The sequence below is a fragment of the Bradyrhizobium sp. 160 genome (assembly GCF_023073735.1).
GTDB lineage: Bacteria > Pseudomonadota > Alphaproteobacteria > Rhizobiales > Xanthobacteraceae > Bradyrhizobium.
The window spans coordinates 1-1,234 of record NZ_JADPKD010000019.1; the positions used below are offsets into that span (position 1 = coordinate 1).

1 protein-coding gene is annotated in these 1,234 nt (G+C 63.2%); it reads right to left on the reverse strand.

What is annotated here, in order from left to right; genetic code table 11:
• Nucleotides 1-1,154 (reverse strand): IS481 family transposase (locus tag IVA98_RS08605; protein ID WP_247354650.1); only part of this gene is annotated, 1,154 nt, incomplete at its 3' end.
• Nucleotides 1,155-1,234 lie beyond the last annotated feature (80 nt).

Here is a 1,234-nt window from a genome sequence, read left to right on the forward strand (position 1 = left end):
GGGTTGTCGAGAGGTTGCAAGGTCTTTTGCTCCAGGTCGAAGTATCCCAGATCGTAGTGCATGAAGCTGACGAGCCAAATGCCGTCGTCGACTTCCTTGATGCCGAGCTTCTGGCCGGCCAGCACGGTCGAGATGTTGATCCTCTTGCGATGCAGGCAGAGCCGGCCGCAGGCCGTGACAAGGACGTCGCGGTCATGGAATGGATAGGACAGTTCGGGTAGGCCGTCATAGCGGCGCGGTGACGCCGCATACAATTGCGCCGGACACTTCATCTCGAGCGCCTCGTGCGGTCTTTCCGTGTTGAACTCGTGCACGAAGGCATCGAAGCGGCCTTGTTGTTGCAGAATGTTCGCGCCCGGTGGCCGGGTCGCCTCCTGCTTCAGCGTCAGGTGCATGCGCTCATGACGGCCGTTCTGCTGCGGATGGCCAGGCTTGATGCGCTCGATCGCGATGCCGAGGCGAAGCCACCAGACCGCGAGTTTCGACAGGTTGAACAGCGCATTGGGGCTGGCGAACGGCACGCCATTGTCGGAGCGGATCGACAGCGGCAGCCCGCGTTCGGCAAACAGCCGCTCGAACGCCGTCACTGCCAGTTCCTCTCGCGTCGACTCCATGGCTTCGCACATCAGCAAGAACCGCGAAGCCTGATCGGTCACGGTGAGGGGGTAGCAGTAGCGTCCGTTGCCGAGCTTGAACTCGCCCTTGAAGTCGGCGCACCAGAGGTCATTGGGCGCAACCGCGGCCGACAACCGCGTGCCCTGCGCGCGGTTCTTCCGTTCACGGGCGCGCTTGACCAGGCCGTGGCGATCGAGCACGGCATGGATGGTGCTCTTGGCCGGCACCCTGACGTCACCATCCAGCCGCCGGACCAGGAGCTCGCGGATCTTGCGGCCTCCCCAATGTGGCTTCTCTGCCTTCAGGCGGACGATCTCGCTTTCAAGCTGCTGCGGCAGCTGGTTGGCGTAGCGCACCGGCCGTCGCGACCGGTCCGTCAGGGCCTCGAACCCGTGTTCCTTGTACCGGCCAAAGATCTTGTAGCCGGTCTTCCGCGAGATGCCGAACTCCCGGCATACCTCCGTCATGGCCTCGCCGTCCAGCAGCCGGGCGACAAACCGCAGGCGCTCCTCCATCACCGAACTCGCTTTCCACGGCATCTACACCTCCCGCAGAACAAAAGCGGAAAGTGTAACCCGTCTGTCCGGTACGAAATGTCACCTATGTCTCGGGCCGCTCA